Origin of the sequence: Neorhizobium sp. SHOUNA12A (assembly GCF_023006505.1) — a bacterium.
GTDB lineage: Bacteria > Pseudomonadota > Alphaproteobacteria > Rhizobiales > Rhizobiaceae > Neorhizobium.
In genome coordinates, this window is the sequence record NZ_JALBGV010000001.1 from 13071 (window position 1) to 27460 (window position 14390).

Here is a 14390-nt window from a genome sequence, read left to right on the forward strand (position 1 = left end):
GTTGGCCTGACACAGGCTGCGCTTCAACGAACGGGCAATCAGGCTGCGGTCAGGAACTCCACTCCGAGGGAATTGATCCGCCGCCAGCGGACTTCGCATTCGAAACGTCGACCATCTGACAGGGCGAGACCGAAGCTTTCCGGCACGGACAATGCGTTCTCGATCTTGATCAATGCACCGCCGGCTGAGATTTCCTTGACGATGCAGTCGAAGGCCGAATGATCGCCATTGAAGACGATCTTGGCGCCTAGAAAGCTTTTCGATCTCTGGTATCTGCGCTCATGCACCTGACCGCGCCCTTCGACGATTATATTTCAGGCATCACTTATATGCCCCAATGGGCAATCCCGCAATCCTCAGAGGCCGTCCATGACTTTTGCAGGCGACGTGGTATCTGCCGGCTCGCGGCCCGGCAATGGAACCTGAACGCTGAGCTCAGACGTTCGGCCCCTCACGCATTCCCCGCTTCCCAGCCCAGGATCGCCCGCTTGCGCGTCAGCCCCCAGTGATACCCCGTCAACGCTCCGCTCTTGCCGAGCGCCCGATGGCAGGGAACCACGAACGAAATTGGGTTGGCTCCAACAGCTGCACCCACCGCGCGGCTGGCGGTCGGCTGGCCGATATCGTTGGCGACGTCGGAATAGGTGACGGCCTTGCCGAACGGGATTTTCAACAGGCTCTGCCAGACGCGCACCTGGAAATCGGTGCCAATCAGCACGACCTTCAGCGGCTGATCGCAGGACCAGTTCGCACGGTCGAAGACCCGGCCGACATAGGGTGCTGTCATCTCCTGGTCGGGAACATATTCGGCATTCGGCCAGCGGCGCATCATGTCGTCGAGCGCCGTCTGCTCGTGGCCGAGATCGGCAAAGGCGAGGCCTGAAAGTCCGCGGTCGGTCGCCATGACCAGCGCTTGGCCGAAGGGCGACGAATGGAAGCCGTAGCGGATCGTCAGGCCGCCGCCGCGCGCTTTCCATTCGCCGGGCGACATCGCCTCATGAGTGACGAACAGATCATGCAATCGTCCCGGACCTGAAAGCCCGAGTTCGTAGGAGGCTTCGAGCAGCGGCAGTTCCTCCTTGCCGAGCAGGCGCTTGGCATGGTCGAGGGTGACGGCCTGGAGGAAGGCCTTCGGCGACAGCCCGGCCCAGCGGGTGAACACTTTCTGCAGCTGTGTCGGCGACTGGCCGAGCTCCGAGGCGATCGCCTCGAGCGACGGCTGATCGCGGTAGTCGAGCGTGATCATCTCGATGACGCGGCGGACGGTTTCGTAATCCGAGCCTTCGGGCGTCACGTCGATGGGCAACGAGTCGATCTTGGCGAGAGCATTCATGGCTTGTCTCCTCTACAGCGCCGCACGCCGATAAAGCCGAAGCTGGGGGCGCGCAAAAAATCGCTGTGCAACTGATATGCCCTCTAAATGCGCCTTCAGCCTCGCCGAAACCACCCGTTTCTTGCCCGATCGCCGGTTTTCTCGCCGCTCAGATCCGTTGTTTGACCGTGGCGAGCGCGCCCTTGAAGGCCTTGGCGAAACTTTCGCGATCGTCCGGATTGAGGAAGGAGCCGATATCGGTGCCGCGTCCCTCGCCCGTCACAGACATGGACGTGATGCCGAACTCCTCGTGGCGGCGGACATTGAAGCGTGCCCAGAACGGATTGAAGCGATGTTCCACTACACGCCCCGCCGGCGAGAATTTTCGGATCGACAGCTTGCTGCGCGAGACCGTCACTTCCTCCCGCGCCCGGCCCGAACGGTAGCTCATCTTCAGCGCGATATAGAGGCCGAGGAAATCCAGCCCGAAGAAGAAGCCGATCGGATAAGCGCCGGTAATCAGGAAAAAGCCGCCATAGAAAACGCAGATGCCGCCCGTCAACACCAGAACGACGCGAAAGCCCGTTGTGCCGAGCGAACGGTAGGGCGTCAGTTCGGCTGCAAAAACAGGCTGATCCTCGGAAACGTCCACGTTGATTTCCCTCCTGCGGGATGCCTATACAGGCATATGGCGACTCCAAAGATCAGATCCAAAACCAGCACCTCGCAAAAGTCAAATCACGCGCCCGAGCGCAAGGCCGCACCCAAACCCAAGCGCTTCAAATCCGCCTATTCGAAAGCGGAGATGGAGGAGATTTTTCGCCGCTTTTCGGTGCAGCGGCCGGAGCCGAAGGGTGAGCTGGAGCACGTGAACCCGTTCACGCTGGTGGTGGCGGTGGCACTGTCCGCCCAGGCGACCGATGCGGGCGTCAACAAGGCGACACGGGCGCTGTTCAAGGTCGCCGATACGCCCGAAAAGATGCTCGCCCTCGGAGAAGAAGGCGTCACCCAGTATATCAAGACGATCGGGCTCTATCGCAACAAGGCGAAGAACGTCATCGCGCTCTGTCGCATGCTGATCGACGAGTTCGGTTCCGAAGTGCCGAGGACGCGCGAAGAGCTGATCCGTCTGCCGGGCGTCGGCCGCAAGACGGCGAATGTGGTGATGTCGATGGCCTTCGGCGTGCCGACGCTCGCGGTCGATACGCATGTCTTCCGCATCGCCAACCGGCTCTTGATGGCGCCGGGCAAGACGCCCGACGAGGTCGAGGAGAACCTCCTGAAGGTGATCCCCGACCAGTATCTCTTCCACGCCCACCACTGGCTGATCCTGCACGGGCGCTATTGCTGCAAGGCACGAAAACCGGAATGCGAGCGCTGCGTCATCGCCGATCTCTGCCGCTCGCCGGAAAAAACCGTCGACGTGCCGGCACCGCTTGTGGAATTGCCGCAGCAGCTCATCGGCGAGCCCGTCGAGTAGGGCCGCGATTGCCTCGGCGGCGCCTGCTTAAAGCTTGAAGCCAGGATCGCGCTTGGAGACCGCCTTGTGGAGATGCACCATCAGGCCCGCGGCAAACAGCGGCGTCAGCAGGTTGACGATCGGGACCGCCAGGAAACACGCGATCAGAAGGCCTGCCAGGAATACGGTGGAGGAATGTTTCGAGCGGAAGGCGCGTGCTTCCGCAGGCGTGCGAAACCGCATCGCCGCGAACTCGAAAAATTCCCGGCCGAGCAGATAGCCGTTCACCATGAAGAAGGCGATCAGGTTGATGCCGGGGATGAACAACAGGAAAAGTGCGACGATATTGCCGACGATGACGACGCCCAGAAACTGGATCGAGCCGATGATCGCCTGGGCGAGCGGCATCGCCTTGCCGGGCGTATCGGTCGGATAATCGCGCTTTTCGACGACTTCGGCGACATCATCGAGGAACAGGCCGGCGATCAGCGCCGTGATCGGCGCGATCAGCAGAGCGAGCGCCAGCGCCAGCCCGATGCTGGCAGCGATCGCCGCAAACAGGGTGAGCCAACCCGCCCAATCCGGCAGATCGGGGAAGAAGGCCGCAAACCACGGCCAGGCATAAAGGATGAAGACTTCGCGGAGGGTGAACCAGAGACCGATCAGCACGAGGGCGGTGAGCCCCAGCGTCTTCCAGAACACGGAACGGGTTTCAGGTGCGAAAAGGTTGGCGAGCGAAAGGCGTGCGGCGTCGAAAATCATCGGCGTCTCCAGGTTGGCGGAGGAGATGTAGGTTTGAGGAGGGGTGGGAGCAAGCTCGGATGAGTGAGGGGAATTGCTCTTCACCTCCCACCACGATGTGGTCGGCAAGTTGTCACTCAAGGAGCCCGCATCGAAGGCCCCGGGCTTGGCTGGCGGTCGGACCTTGGTGGAAGGCGGGCCAGCCTAGGCCGCGTCCCGAAGGCGGGACTTGAAAGTGACGCGGGTGATGATAACAGTGGTTCCGCCCTCGCCACCGCTCGTCTCTATCTGTGCGCCCAGTTGCCTGACCAGCGCAGTCACGATCGCCGTTCCCAGGCCGCCGCCGGATTTGGGCGGTGCCGTCACGTCCTTGCCCACGCCATTGTCGGAAACGGTCAATTTCCAATCGCTGCCGTTGGCCTCATAGGACACCAGAATGGCCGCATTCACATTTTGAAGTGGGAAGGCGTATTTCACCGCGTTGATGACCAGCTCGGTGACGATAAGTCCCAGGCTGACCGCCTGGTCGGAACCGACCTTTCCATCCTCTGCCGCGACCTTGATCAGAACGGGCTGGCTTTCGCCGGTCATCGACGAGCCGAGACTGTTGCAAAGCGTCGTGAGATAGGACGCCACTTCGATCTGGTCGACGCCACCGGACTGATGCAGGTGCTTCTGCACTTCCGCGACTGACAGGACGCGCTGATGCGCATCGTGAAGATCCCGGCGGGTTTCGTCCGAGGTAACCGCCCGCGCCTTGAGCAGCAGGATGCTGGCGATGATCTGCAGGCTGTTGGCGACACGGTGCTGCATCTCCTGCAGCAGCGTTTCCTTCTGGCGCAGCAGATCCTCGGTGCGCTCATGCAGCACCTGCTTTTCACGCTCGATCAATCGGCGCGTGCTGATATCGGTGAAGGCAAGCAGGATGGTTTTACCTGCCTCTTCCGCATAGACTACCTGCCGCGCGTTCAGCAGCATGGTCTTATGTCCGACACCCGGAAAATCATGCTCGACTTCGAAACCGTCCATGGCGGTCTGGGCCGGAATGATCGTTTCCAGCAGCGTGCGCAATGCGGGAATGTCCCATTGTCCGTCGCCAAGAGAGTAGAGCAGGCGGCCTCGCGTTTGTTCCGCCTCAACCTTGAAAGTTTCATAGAAGGACCGGCTGGCTTCCAGGACGCGGAATCGTTCATCGAGCACCAGAAGCGGATCGTGAATGGTGTTGACGATGGCTTGGGCAAGCGTCTGCGCATCTTCGACTTTGCGAAAATCAAACATGGTTGCAAATTTCCGATCCGGAATTGACATACTGTTGAGCCAGGAGAGATCGAAATCCCAGTCTGACCTTATCCTGCGCCAGAGCCCGTGTCGCGCGGCAAATTACCCGCATGGGCCACACATCGAATTGAGAACCGGGATCGATATTTCTACCGCCAAGCTCCGTCCTTGCGGCAGCTCCATAGGCAAGCACATGCGCATCGATGGCGGCCGAGATGAAACTACCTCTGGCTTCTTCGCCAGGAATAATAGCGGATCGAGGGCAGTAAAGCGTGGCTAAGACCCGGCTGACGCCGAAACACTGCCGCCGGCACCAACCACCTTGAGCAATCCTCCCTACCCCATCCCCCGCAATTCCTCCCGATGCCGCACCATCGCCAGGAACCGCCGGTAATCCAGACCGTATCGCTCGGCTCGCGCCGGGTCCGGCAGCCGCTCCGTCCCGCCCGCATCCATGGCCTGCCCCGCTTCGAACAGCGAACCAAACACCCCGCCGGCAACGGCGGCGGCCATCGCCGTGCCGAGCAGCACCGCGTCCCGGTTTTCCGGGATCACCACCTTGCGGCCGGTGACGTCGGCGTAGAGTTCGACCAGCAGCGGGTTGTTGACGTGGCCGCCGGTGACGTGGAGGGTTTCGAAGCGGTAGCCGTAGCCCGATAGCGCATCGAGAATGTGGCGGATACCAAGGGCGATCGAGACGCAGGTGCGCCAGTAGAGCCGGCAGAGGCCGTCGAAGGAGGTGTCGAGCGTCAGGCCGCTGATGACGCCGGTCGCATGCGGGTCGGCAAGCGGCGAGCGGTTGCCGTGGAAATCCGGCAGGACATGGAGGTTCGGGGCGATATCGCCCTCGGTCTCGCTGCGCAACTCTCCGACGCGGGCGATGATGCGGCCATGCAGTTCCGCCGTCGGTTCACCGCCGGCCGCGTGCATCATCACGATATGATCGAGCAGCGCACCCGCCGCCGATTGCCCGCCCTCGACCAGCCAGTGGCCGGGCAATATCGCCTCGTAATAGGGACCCCAGAGGCTGCGGCCGGGTTTGGAATCCCTGGTGAAGGCGACGATGCAGCTCGACGTGCCGCCGATCAGCGCCACGCTGGTTTCGAGCTTCGAACCTTCGGAGGCACCGCCGGAAACTCCGCCGAGGACGCCGAAGGCGCCGGCATAGGCGTCGATCATGCCGGGCGCTACCTGCACCCGGCTATCAAGGCCAAGCTCTTCGGCTGCCTGGCGGCTGAGGCTTCCCAGACTTGTCCCGACGCCGACGGTCTCATCCGGCAAACCGCCCTTTGCGAGCAGGTCTTCGAGGCCGGCAAGCGCCAGGTAATCGGCGCTCCAGCCGGGGTTTTCGTGGGCGAGATAATTCCACTTGGCCGTCAGCGTGCAGCGGGAACGGGCGGGCGAGCCGGTCGCCTTCCAGGTGAGGAAATCGGCGAGATCGAAGAAATAACCCGCCTTCGCCCAGCTCTGCGGCAAATGCTGTTTCAGCCACATCAGCTTCGGCATTTCCATCTCCGGCGACAGCGAGCCGCCGGAAAATTCGAGCACCTTGTGGCCGGTGGCGGAAAGCTGGTCGGCTTGTTTGATCGCCCGATGGTCGAGCCAGACGATAGTGTCCTGATTGGCCTTGCCGGTCGTGGAAACCGTAAGCGGCTGGCCCTCGCGGTCGCGAGCGACGAGCGAGCAGGTGGCATCGAAGCCGATCGCGGCGATACGGTCGGCGGCGATCCCGGCTTCAGCCATCGCCTCCCTTACCGCGCGGCAAGTGGCGGCCCAGATGTCCTCTGAATCATGCTCGGCGTGATTTTGTTTGGGACGGAACATCGCGATCGGATGTTTCGCCTTGGCAAGCAGCCGCCCGCCGCGATCAAAGACGCCGGCGCGGGCGCTGCCGGTGCCGATATCGACCGCAACGAGGTAATCACGCATCCGGATTTGTTTCCTGTCCCTGTCGCCCGGCAGTTTCAAGGATCGCGCTAAAGCGTGGTCGAAGAAACGGAGCCGTTGCGACCCTCTATATGTTTTTGGACAAGGTGGATCAAATCCGGCATCGCGTCAAACACGACTTCCGGTAAAAGCACATCGATCCGCTCCCGGTAACCGGGAACCGAGGCATGCGAACCGCCAACGAAGGCAAAGACCGACATGCCCGCGCTGTGGCCCGCCTCGATGCCGGCGGGGCTGTCTTCGATGACGATACAGTCTTTTGGATCGGCCCCCATTTCGCTCGCCGCATGCAGGAAGAGATCCGGCGCCGGCTTGCCCTTTTCCACCATCGTGGCGGAAAAGATGTTCGGCTCCAGCTTGTCGATCAGGCCGGTCAGCGTCAACGACAGGCGGATGCGCTCCGGCTGGCTGGACGAGGCGACGCAACGGCGGAAATTCAAGGCATCCAACGCTTCGGTTATGCCAGGCATCGGCTGCAGTTCGGCGCGGAACCGGGCATAGAGATCGCGGCGCATGTCTTCGAGAAACGTATCGTCGGCCTCGACGCCGAATTCCTCGCGCATCGTTTTCGTGACGGTGCCGAGGCTGCGGCCGAGGAAGCGGCGATAGGCCTCCGCCGCATCCATCTCGACGCCCTTGCGGCGCAGCGCATCGACCAGCACGCGCACAGAAACCGGCTCGCTGTCGACGAGAACCCCGTCGCAATCGAAGATCACCAGTGGGCCCGCCGCCTGTTGCACGTCCATTCCCCGCTATTTGACCAGCTTGCCGCCAAGATAGAGTTCCAGCGTCCTTGCCGTCCCTTGCTCCCAGAGCATCTTCAGCGCATGCGCAAAGCGGGTGCGGAACAACTCGGATTTCGCAACGTCACCAAAAATGTCGCCAAGCGCAAGGAAGGCATCCGGGTTATCCTTGGCTTTCAGCGCGGCGGCGTTCAGGCGGTCGGCGCTGGTGTCGTTGAAGACGATTTCCTTGCCGCTGTCGGACGTGCCGGCGAAATAGCGGCACCACAGTGCCGAGACCAGCGACAGGCCGATGATGTCCTGTCCCTTGGCAAGCCGGTCGGCAGTGGACGGCAGGATGAATTTCGGCTGGCGGTTGGAACCGTCCTGCGCCAGCCGCGGGATCGTGTCGCCGATCTTCGGGTTGGAGAACCGCCGCTCGATCAGCTTGTAGTAGTCGACGAGGTTGGTATCCGGCACCGGCGGGATGACCGGAATGATCTCGTCCTTCTCCAATTTTTCGAGAAAGCCGCGGATCAGCTGGTGCTCCATCGCCTCATGCACGAAATGGATGTCGAGAAGGGCGGCCGGATAGGCGATCGCCGCATGGCCGCCGTTGAGGATGCGCAGCTTCATCAGCTCATAGGGCGCTACGTCGGGCACGAACTGGACGCCGACTTCTTCCAGCCGAGGCCGGCCCGCGGGGAACTTGTCCTCCATCACCCACTGCTTGAATTCCTCGCAGAACACCGGCCAGTTGTCGTCGATGCCGAAATCGTTTTTGAGGATATCGATTTCGCGGCTACCCGTCGCCGGCGTGATGCGGTCGACCATCGAACTCGGAAACGCGACGTTCTCGTGGATCCAGTGGGCGAAGCCCGGGTCGGAAAGCTTGGCAAGACCGATGACGGCGTTCTCCGTCACCTCGCCGTTTCCGGGAATGTTGTCGCAGGACATGATGGTGAATGGGGCGATCCCGCGCGCCTTGCGCTCCTTGAGGCCGGCGAGGATCAGGCCGAAGACGGTCTTCGGGCTCGAAGGGTTCCGACCGTCCTCGGCAATCGCCGGGTGGGCGGGGTTGAACCGGCCGGAAGCGTCGATGAAATAGCCGCCTTCGGTGATCGTCATGGAAACGATACGGATTTTCGGGTCTGCCAGTGTCTCGATCACGGTCGCGACGTCGCCAGGAGCGATGATGTCGATCATCGGCGCGGTCACGCGGGCGGCGGTCCTGTTATTATCCTGCTCGACGACGGTGGTCAGAAAATCCTGGGCCTTCAGCTTGTCACGCATGGCGCCATCGGATGGCATCACGCCGGCGCCGATGATTGCCCAGTCATGCGCCTTGCCGGTGTTGAACAGGTCATCGAGATAGATCGCCTGGTGGGCGCGATGGAAATTGCCGACGCCGAAATGCAAGATGCCGGCAGTCAGGTTCTTCGGATCATAGGCCGGCACGGCGGCGGTGGCCGCAGCGTCACTCAAGCTCGCCAGCGAAAGCTTCACAGTCATTGTCTTTACTCCGATATGGCCCGTCAGGCCTTCAGGGCGAGGCCCTTGTCGTCGAACCGATGGAGCTTGGCCTCATCGGGCGTCATGTAGACCGTGTCACCGTGATAGGCGCCGAACTCCCCGTCGCAGCGCGCGGTGATCTGGCCGATACCCTCGACATCGAGATGCAGGAACGTGTCGGCGCCGAGATGTTCGGCGACCTTCACGGTGCCGCGCCAGATGCCGCTGTCCTTCGAAAGGTTCAAGTGTTCCGGCCGGATGCCGGCGGTCTTGGCATTCTTCGACTGCGCATAGGCGCCGTCGACGAAATTCATATGCGGCGAACCGATGAAGCCGGCGACGAACAGGTTGCGCGGGCTCTTGTAGAGTTCGAGCGGCGAACCGACCTGCTCGATATTGCCGCGGTTCAGCACCACGATCTTGTCGGCCATCGTCATCGCTTCCACCTGGTCGTGGGTGACGTAGACCATCGTCGTCTTGAGCTGGTGGTGCAGGTCGCTGATCTCCAGACGCATCGTGCCGCGCAGCGCAGCGTCGAGGTTGGAAAGCGGCTCGTCGAACAGGAAGGCCGAGGGTTCGCGCACGATCGCCCGGCCGATCGCGACGCGCTGGCGCTGGCCACCGGAAAGCTGCGAGGGACGACGTTCCAGATAGTCGGTGAGGTTCAGCACGCGAGCCGCATCCGTCACCTTCTTGTCGATCGCGGATTTCTCCATCTTCGCCATCTTCAGCGGAAAGGCGATGTTGTTGCGCACGCTCATATGCGGATAGAGCGCGTAGGACTGGAACACCATGGCAAGGCCGCGCTCCGCGGGGGCTGCCTGGGTGACGTCCTTGCCGTCGATCAGGATTTGGCCACCGGACACGTCTTCCAGGCCGGCGATCAGGCGCAGCAGGGTGGATTTGCCGCAACCCGAGGGGCCGACGAAGACGACGAATTCACCGTCATTGATTTCGAGATCGATCGACGGAATGACCTTGGCCTCGCCGAACACTTTCGACACTTTTTGGAGCGTGATGCTGCCCATGTCCGTTTTCCTTACTTAACCGCGCCAAAAGTGAGGCCGCGAACGAGTTGTTTCTGTGAGAACCATCCGAGGATGAGGATCGGCGCGATCGCCATGGTCGATGCGGCCGAGAGTTTTGCCCAGAACAGGCCTTGCGGACTGGAGAACGAGGCGATGAAGGCCGTCAGCGGCGCCGCATTGGTGGTCGACAGCCGGATCGTCCAGAACGACTCGTTCCAGGCGAGGATGATGTTGAGGAGCAGCGTCGAGGCGATGCCCGGCACCGCCATCGGCGTCAGCACGTAGACGATCTCCTGCCAGAGCCCCGCTCCGTCCATCCGCGACGCTTCCAGAATCTCGCCGGGGATTTCGCGGAAGTAGGTATAAAGCATCCACACCACGATCGGCAGGTTGATCAGCGTCAGCATCACGGTCAGGCCGATGCGGCTGTCGAGCAGGCCGAAATCACGGAACAGAAGATAGATCGGCACCAGGACTGCGACCGCCGGCATCATCTTGGTGGACAGCATCCACATCAGGATGTCCTTGGTCCGCTTGGTCGGCGAGAATGCCATGGCCCAGGCGGACGGGATCGCGATGATCAGCGCCAGGATCGTCGAGCCGACCGACAGGATCACCGAATTCATGAACGGCTTCAGGTAATCGCGCTGGGTCTGGACGGTAATGTAGTTCTCGAACGTGCCGGAGGGCCACAGGCTGAAACCCGCGATCGCTTCCGGCTCGGTCTTGATGCTGGTGATGATCGTATAAAGGATCGGGAAGAAGATGATCAGCGCGACGATCCAGGCGGCGACCGTGGCGGTGATCTTGTGTCTTGTCGTAACGTTGCGTGCCATGATCTTCTCCTACCGGTCCAGGTTCTTGCCGACGGCGCGCATCAGGAAGAAGGCGACGATATTGGCGAGCACGACTGCGATAATGCCGCCTGCCGAGGCGCCGCCGACGTCGTAGCCGAGGAGCGCCGTGCGGTAGATCAGGAAGGCGAGGTTGGTGGAGGCGTAACCGGGGCCGCCATTGGTGGTGACCAGGATTTCCGCATAGACGCCGAGCAGGAAGATCGTCTGGATGAGGATGACGACCGTAATCGACCGCGCGAGATGCGGCACCACCAGGTAGATAAAGCGGTTGAGGAAGTTGGCGCCGTCCATCTCCGCCGCTTCCTTCTGCTCCCCGTCGAGTGACTGCAGCGCGGTCAGCAGAATGAGTGTTGCGAACGGCAGCCACTGCCAGGCGACGATGACGACGATCGAAAACAGCGGATATTGCGCGAACCAGTCGACCGGGCGAAGGCCGAAGAACCTCGATATATCGGCAAATACGCCGTAGCTCGGGTTCATGATCATGTTCTTCCACACCAGCGCCGCAACCGGCGGCATGACGAAGAAAGGCGAGATGATCAGGATGCGGACGATGCCCTGCCCGAAGATGGGCTGGTCGAGAAGCAGCGCGATGGCGATGCCGCCGATGACGGTGATCAGCAGCACTCCGCCGACGATGACCAGCGTGTTCCAGATCGACTGGAAGAAGGCGGGGTCGGTATAAAAGAACTGATAGTTGAACAGACCCGTGAAGCTGACATTGGACGGATCGAGCAGATTGTAGTTCTGGAACGAGAACCACAGCGTCATCGCCAGTGGCACGATCATCCAGATGAGAAGAAGCAGAACGGAGGGCGCCATCATCAGGCGCGCCAACGTCTTGGTATTTTGCGTTGCCATATCAGACGCCCTCCCATGGAACGTAGTCGTTCCAGTTATCCCGCGCCTTTTTCTTTTGGGGAAGGAGACGGACGCAGGATGCAGCTTTTTGTTGTTATCTGGTTGTTACCGGATTGCCTCGCCTGATCACCGGCCCACCTCAAATCTTCAAGGCGGATGATCCAGGCCAAGATCCGGCTGTCCGGCGCAGGATGCCGGACAGCCGTGGCTCTGGAGCTTACTTCGGATAACCGGCGCGCTTCATTTCGCGCGTCGTAGCCGTCTGGGCCTGGGCAAGCGCATCGGCGACCGTGGACTGGCCGGCGACGACTGCCGAGAACAACTGGCCGACATTCGTGCCGATCGCCTGGAATTCAGGGATCGCCACGAACTGGCCGCCGGTATAGGGCACCGGCTTGACGGTCGGCTTGGTGATGTCGGCAGCGCCCATCGCAGCAAGGGTCGGGGCTGCAAAGGCGGCGGCCTTCTGATAGTCCGCATTGTTGTAGAGCGAGGTGCGGGTGCCCGGAGGAACGTTGGCCCAGCCTTCCTTGGAGGCGACGAGCTGGGTGTATTCCTTGCTGGTTGCCCAGGAGATGAACTTCTGCGCCGAGTCAGCCTTCTTCGAAGAGTTCGGGACCGCGAGGTTCCACGACCACAGCCAGTTGCCATGGTTCTTCATCTCGCCCTTCACCGGGAAGAGGGCGTAACCCACCTTGTCGGCAACCTTGGAATCCTTCGGGTTGGAGACGAAGGAGGCGGCCACCGTGGCGTCCATCCACATGCCGCATTTGCCCTGCTGGAACAGCGTCAGGTTTTCGTTGAAGCCGTTCGAGGAAGCGCCGGACGGGCCGGCATCCTTCATCAGGTCCACATAGAACTGCAAGGCAGCCTTCCATTCCGGCTGGTCAAACTGCGGGTTCCACTTTTCATCGAACCAACGGCCGCCAAACGAATTGGTGAGCGCCGTGATGAACGCCATGTTCTCGCCCCAGCCGGCCTTGCCGCGCAGGCAGATACCGTTCACGTCGGTCTTGCGGTCGGTGATCTTGCGAGCCGCATCGCCGATGAATTCCCAGGTCGGGTTTTCCGGCATCTTGAGGCCGGCCTTCTCGAACAGGTCCTTGCGATACATGATCATCGCCGACTCGCCGTAGAACGGCGCCGCATAGAGTTTGCCGTTGACGGTCAGACCGCCCTTGATCGCCGGCAGGATGTCGTTGGCGTCATATTTGTCGCCGAGTTTGTTCAGCTCGAGCAGCCAGCCCTGTTTCGCCCAGATCGGAACTTCGTAATTGCCGATCGTCAGGATGTCGTACTGGCCGCCCTTGGTGGCGATGTCAGTGGTGACACGCTCGCGCAGCACGTTTTCTTCAAGCGTGACCCAGTTGATCTGGATATCCGGGTTCGCCTTGGTGAACTCGGAAGTCAAGCCCTGCATGCGGACCATGTCGCCGTTGTTGACCGTCGCGATGGTGAGGGTTTCAGCCGAAGCCGCAGTGGAGAAAAGGCCGGCAAGCGCCAGCGCCGAGCAGGCGCCCAGCAAAATCGTCTTCAATGTCATATCTTCCTCCCAGAAGATGAGTAACGAGCATTCGCTTTGCTCATGGGCAATTACTCGTTAAACGGCGTAAAAAGTCAATCGCCATTCGTCGCTGCAGCGCAGCAGACATAGGTCATGTCGTTGATCTGGTTACGGATAATTTTTGCTCAGCGACCGAGCAATTGCTCCGCAGTCGCCTCGTCGGTGATCACACCGTTGATGATATTGCCCTTGAGCGCAGCGGAAATCGCTTGAAACTTCTTGCGCCCCAGCGCCAGTCCGATGACGGAGGAGGTCTCCCGCGAAGGGATCGGCACACTGGCGACGCGGTCGTTGATGGAATTGGCGAGAAGCTTGCCCTGGTTGTCATAGACCCAGCCGCAAATCTCGCCGGCAGCACCTTCTCGAACGAGCTTTTGCATTTCCTCCTTGCCGAGGAAGCCGTCGACGCAGAGCGGGCCGTCCGGCCCGAGTTCGCCGATGCCGACGAAGGTAACGTCCGCCTGCGCGCCGAGTTCGAGCGTCGAGCGCACCAGCGCCTGGTCGTGCAGGGTTTCGCGCTCTTCGGCCGAGGAACAGAGAACCGGCAGCGGCATAGGAAAATGCCGCGCCTTGATCGCGTCCGCCATCGAGAAGATGACGTTATAGAAGGCGGCCGATCCGTCCGGCCCGATATTGCCGGTCAGCGACACGATACGGTGCTGCGGGCACTCCATCGGCGGCAGCTGGTCGACGGCAGCCTTCAGCGTCCGCCCCGTGCCGACCGCGATGACGATCGGGTCCGGGCGCTTCAGCCAGCGCTCGATCTCGGCGGCGCCGGCTTCGGCGATCCCGACGGTGCTGGAACTCCCTGCCGGATCGCTCGGCACCACTTCGACATGTTTGAGATCGTATTTCTTGCGCAACGCCTCGGCGAGTTCCAGGCAGGCGGCGATCGGGTGGTCGAGGCGCACCTTGATCAGCCGTTCGGCAACCGCGAGCGACACCAGCCGCTGCGCCGACTGCCGCGAAATGCTCATGGCCGCGGCGATCTCGTCCTGGGTCCGCCCCGCGACATAATAGAGCCAGCCGGCCCGCGCCGCATCGTCGAGCCGCCCTTGCGTATCAGACCGTTTTGCCATGGCAGAAATTCTCCTCCACCTGTTGCTGCC

The 14390-nt window shown here is 61.6% G+C and carries 14 protein-coding genes; 1 reads left to right on the forward strand and 13 read right to left on the reverse strand.

Annotation, left to right across the window (positions count from 1 at the left end):
* Positions 1-38 precede the first annotated feature (38 nt).
* The 3 genes from MOV63_RS00075 to MOV63_RS00085 form a co-directional block, all read right to left on the reverse strand.
* Positions 39-287 carry a PilZ domain-containing protein gene (locus tag MOV63_RS00075; protein ID WP_038545439.1) on the reverse strand — a complete coding sequence of 83 codons (249 nt, stop codon included), beginning with the start codon at positions 285-287 and terminating at the stop codon, positions 39-41.
* 164 nt (positions 288-451) lie between these two features.
* Entirely contained in the window at positions 452-1333 is an 882-nt protein-coding gene (locus tag MOV63_RS00080) for a bifunctional helix-turn-helix domain-containing protein/methylated-DNA--[protein]-cysteine S-methyltransferase (protein WP_247030999.1), read from the reverse strand.
* 148 nt (positions 1334-1481) lie between these two features.
* The gene (locus MOV63_RS00085) at positions 1482-1964 is read right to left on the reverse strand and encodes a DUF2244 domain-containing protein (protein ID WP_247031000.1); all 483 of its coding nucleotides are present in this window, start codon (positions 1962-1964) and stop codon (positions 1482-1484) included.
* Between the two features lie 36 nt (positions 1965-2000).
* Between MOV63_RS00085 and nth the strand changes: the two genes are divergently transcribed.
* Positions 2001-2792 carry an endonuclease III gene (gene nth / locus MOV63_RS00090; protein WP_247031001.1) on the forward strand — a complete coding sequence of 264 codons (792 nt, stop codon included), beginning with the start codon at positions 2001-2003 and terminating at the stop codon, positions 2790-2792.
* Between the two features lie 27 nt (positions 2793-2819).
* On the opposite strand, the gene MOV63_RS00095 is transcribed toward nth, so the two are convergent.
* The 10 genes from MOV63_RS00095 to MOV63_RS00140 all read right to left on the reverse strand — a co-directional run bounded on the left by MOV63_RS00095 (position 2820) and on the right by MOV63_RS00140 (position 14360).
* Entirely contained in the window at positions 2820-3533 is a 714-nt protein-coding gene (locus MOV63_RS00095; RefSeq protein ID WP_247031002.1) for a sulfate transporter family protein, read from the reverse strand.
* Positions 3534-3716: 183 nt separating this feature from the next.
* Positions 3717-4790 carry a sensor histidine kinase gene (locus MOV63_RS00100; RefSeq protein ID WP_247031003.1) on the reverse strand — a complete coding sequence of 358 codons (1074 nt, stop codon included), beginning with the start codon at positions 4788-4790 and terminating at the stop codon, positions 3717-3719.
* 336 nt (positions 4791-5126) lie between these two features.
* Positions 5127-6719 carry an FGGY-family carbohydrate kinase gene (locus tag MOV63_RS00105; RefSeq protein ID WP_247031004.1) on the reverse strand — a complete coding sequence of 531 codons (1593 nt, stop codon included), beginning with the start codon at positions 6717-6719 and terminating at the stop codon, positions 5127-5129.
* 47 nt (positions 6720-6766) lie between these two features.
* Positions 6767-7477: an HAD family hydrolase gene (locus MOV63_RS00110; protein WP_405029282.1), complete on the reverse strand. Its 711-nt coding sequence runs from the start codon at positions 7475-7477 to the stop codon at positions 6767-6769.
* 12 nt (positions 7478-7489) lie between these two features.
* A complete protein-coding gene (locus MOV63_RS00115; protein WP_247031006.1) occupies positions 7490-8971 on the reverse strand; it encodes a mannitol dehydrogenase family protein in 1482 nt (493 codons plus the stop codon).
* 23 nt (positions 8972-8994) lie between these two features.
* On the reverse strand, positions 8995-9999 hold the full coding sequence (locus MOV63_RS00120) for an ABC transporter ATP-binding protein (RefSeq protein ID WP_247031007.1): 1005 nt from the start codon (positions 9997-9999) through the stop codon (positions 8995-8997).
* Positions 10000-10010: 11 nt separating this feature from the next.
* The gene (locus MOV63_RS00125; protein ID WP_007760466.1) at positions 10011-10835 is read right to left on the reverse strand and encodes a carbohydrate ABC transporter permease; all 825 of its coding nucleotides are present in this window, start codon (positions 10833-10835) and stop codon (positions 10011-10013) included.
* A 9-nt stretch (positions 10836-10844) separates the two neighbouring features.
* A complete protein-coding gene (locus tag MOV63_RS00130; RefSeq protein WP_247031008.1) occupies positions 10845-11717 on the reverse strand; it encodes a carbohydrate ABC transporter permease in 873 nt (290 codons plus the stop codon).
* A 217-nt stretch (positions 11718-11934) separates the two neighbouring features.
* Positions 11935-13260 carry a sugar ABC transporter substrate-binding protein gene (locus MOV63_RS00135; RefSeq protein ID WP_247031009.1) on the reverse strand — a complete coding sequence of 442 codons (1326 nt, stop codon included), beginning with the start codon at positions 13258-13260 and terminating at the stop codon, positions 11935-11937.
* Between the two features lie 146 nt (positions 13261-13406).
* On the reverse strand, positions 13407-14360 hold the full coding sequence (locus MOV63_RS00140) for a sugar-binding transcriptional regulator (protein ID WP_038545477.1): 954 nt from the start codon (positions 14358-14360) through the stop codon (positions 13407-13409).
* Positions 14361-14390: the final 30 nt, after the last annotated feature.

Excerpts from the sequence above, each read along its gene's own strand:
- MOV63_RS00115 (WP_247031006.1), bottom strand. The coding sequence starts at position 8,971 with ATGACTGTGAAGCTTTCGCTGGCGAGCTTGAGTGACGCTGCGGCCACC.
- MOV63_RS00125 (WP_007760466.1), bottom strand. The coding sequence starts at position 10,835 with ATGGCACGCAACGTTACGACAAGACACAAGATCACCGCCACGGTCGCC.
- MOV63_RS00080 (WP_247030999.1), bottom strand. The coding sequence starts at position 1,333 with ATGAATGCTCTCGCCAAGATCGACTCGTTGCCCATCGACGTGACGCCC.
- MOV63_RS00140 (WP_038545477.1), bottom strand. The coding sequence starts at position 14,360 with ATGGCAAAACGGTCTGATACGCAAGGGCGGCTCGACGATGCGGCGCGG.
- nth (WP_247031001.1), top strand. The coding sequence starts at position 2,001 with ATGGCGACTCCAAAGATCAGATCCAAAACCAGCACCTCGCAAAAGTCA.
- MOV63_RS00135 (WP_247031009.1), bottom strand. The coding sequence starts at position 13,260 with ATGACATTGAAGACGATTTTGCTGGGCGCCTGCTCGGCGCTGGCGCTT.
- MOV63_RS00120 (WP_247031007.1), bottom strand. The coding sequence starts at position 9,999 with ATGGGCAGCATCACGCTCCAAAAAGTGTCGAAAGTGTTCGGCGAGGCC.
- MOV63_RS00105 (WP_247031004.1), bottom strand. The coding sequence starts at position 6,719 with ATGCGTGATTACCTCGTTGCGGTCGATATCGGCACCGGCAGCGCCCGC.
- MOV63_RS00130 (WP_247031008.1), bottom strand. The coding sequence starts at position 11,717 with ATGGCAACGCAAAATACCAAGACGTTGGCGCGCCTGATGATGGCGCCC.
- MOV63_RS00100 (WP_247031003.1), bottom strand. The coding sequence starts at position 4,790 with ATGTTTGATTTTCGCAAAGTCGAAGATGCGCAGACGCTTGCCCAAGCC.
- MOV63_RS00095 (WP_247031002.1), bottom strand. The coding sequence starts at position 3,533 with ATGATTTTCGACGCCGCACGCCTTTCGCTCGCCAACCTTTTCGCACCT.